This is a genomic window from Actinomycetota bacterium (genome assembly GCA_005774595.1).
GTDB lineage: Bacteria > Actinomycetota > Coriobacteriia > Anaerosomatales > D1FN1-002 > D1FN1-002.
This window is the reverse complement of sequence record VAUM01000365.1, coordinates 1-1,724: the sequence shown is the minus strand read 5'-3', so window position 1 is coordinate 1,724 and position 1,724 is coordinate 1. Positions and strand designations below refer to the sequence as shown.

Sequence of the window (1,724 nt, the reverse complement as noted above, 5' to 3'; positions counted from 1 at the left end):
CGGGTCGGGTGCCGTCCGCTCCTGCACCTTGCGGTAGACGTCCGCGTAGCCGCCTGCGAGCAGCATCGCGTTGAACATCTTCGCGCGCACCTCGGACTCCGAGCGGTCGGCGGGCTGCTCGACCCACACCCACGCGAGCAGGCGGTGGCCGCTCGTGTCGTCGCGCCGCTCGACGTCGCCGGTGTCGATCCAGACGCGCTCCCCGCCCAGCGTCCGCTTCGCGTAGGCGCTCGCCTCGGCGCCGTAGGGCTCGTTCTTGCCGTAGGTGGTCTCGGGCGTGTCGACGCCGTAGAGGCGCACGCGCGTGACCGGCCCGCCGTCGGCGAAGCGCACGTCGATGGTGTCGCCGTCGACCACGTGCGTGACGGTCGCCTCGCGCAGGCCCGGAAGCGCCGGCGTGCCCGTGGGCCGCCCGGGTCCGCCCGCCGGCGCACACGCGGCCACCGTGCACGCGAGCGCGAGCAGGGCGGCGGACCGGGCGATGGCGGCTGGTATCCTCATGCTTGGTACCCTACCGCACCGCCCCGACATGGAGGCCGCGAACCGATGCCGCGCACGCCCTCACCCCACGACACGCCTCCCGCGCCCGACGATGAGCGCCTCGCGCGCGCCCGCGCGATCATGGACCGCCTCGCGGCGCTCTACCCGGACGCGCACTGCGCGCTGGACTTCGCCACGCCCTGGCAGCTGCTCGTCGCGGTCATCCTCTCGGCACAGACCACCGACGCCGGGGTGAACAAGGTGACTCCCGTGCTGTTCGAGCGCTTCCCCGGGCCCGCCGAACTGGCCGCCGCCGACGTGCTCGAGGTCGAGGCGATCGTCCGGCCGGCCGGCTTCTTCCACAGCAAGACGAAGTCGATCATGGGTGCGGCCGCGATGGTGACGGCCGAGTTCGACGGCGAGGTGCCGCGGACGATGGAGGACCTGATGCGCCTGCCGGGCGTGGCGCGCAAGACGGCCAACATCGTGGCGAGCAACGCGTTCGGCGTGGTCGAGGGCATCGCCGTGGACACGCACGTGTTCCGGCTCGCGCACCGCTTCGGGCTGTCGGAGGAGAAGGATCCCGACAAGGTCGAGCGCGACCTCATGGCGCTGCTGCCGCGCGAGGAGTGGTTCCACGTCAACTACCGCTTCATCGACCACGGCCGCAAGATCTGCGACGCGAAACGGCCGGTCTGCGGCGCGTGCGCGCTGAGCGACCTGTGCCCGAGCGCATTCGCGATCAAGGGCTGGCGCGAGCGCGCGTAGGCGGGGCGCGCCTCCGACACGACGACAAAGCGCAAGGCGCCCGTTCCTCCGAGCGAACCTCGCGTTGCCGCTGGGCCCATCCGGTCTCACAAGCGCCTTGCATCACGTACTCTACCGCGCCGTCACAGCAGCGCAAGACATTTCCGCAGGTAGTTGGCGAGCGGCGGCGTTCGCGCGCCCGACGGCGCGTTCCACAGGGTTGTCCACGGGGTTTCCCACAGGCACGCGCGGTGGCGACGCGGAAACGGCCCCAAGAAGCAGAAGGCCCGGCCGCTCTTTCGAGTCGGACCGGGAGGCCGGTCTCACCATTGGACTCCCCGTCAGCCGGTGCGGTGACCGTTGGTGCGCTGACGGATCATCGTCTCCTGTCGGCTCGTCCACTCGAGCCGACCCTTCGCGGAGAGTATGTTCCCGCTGCACCGCCGCCTGAAACGCCCGGCGGACGGATCAGCGCTCGTCCTCGGGAAGCCACAGAT

2 protein-coding genes and 1 riboswitch are annotated in these 1,724 nt (G+C 71.3%); of the genes, one reads left to right on the top strand and one right to left on the bottom strand.

Translation table 11 applies throughout. The features are described from left to right. Positions 1 to 531, bottom strand: a 531-nt coding sequence (locus tag FDZ70_10130) for a hypothetical protein (GenBank protein TLM67587.1), incomplete at its 3' end; no start/stop codon positions are given. 15 nt (positions 532 to 546) lie between these two features. Here FDZ70_10130 and nth point away from each other — a divergent pair. Continuing rightward, entirely contained in the window at positions 547 to 1,248 is a 702-nt protein-coding gene (gene nth, locus FDZ70_10125) for an endonuclease III (GenBank protein TLM67586.1), read from the top strand. 285 nt (positions 1,249 to 1,533) lie between these two features. Beyond that, a riboswitch (cyclic di-GMP riboswitch) is annotated at positions 1,534 to 1,623 on the bottom strand. Positions 1,624 to 1,724 lie beyond the last annotated feature (101 nt).

What these genes read in the sequence shown, in the direction of transcription:
- nth (TLM67586.1), top strand. Translation starts at nt 547, where the DNA reads ATGCCGCGCACGCCCTCACCCCACGACACGCCTCCCGCGCCCGACGAT.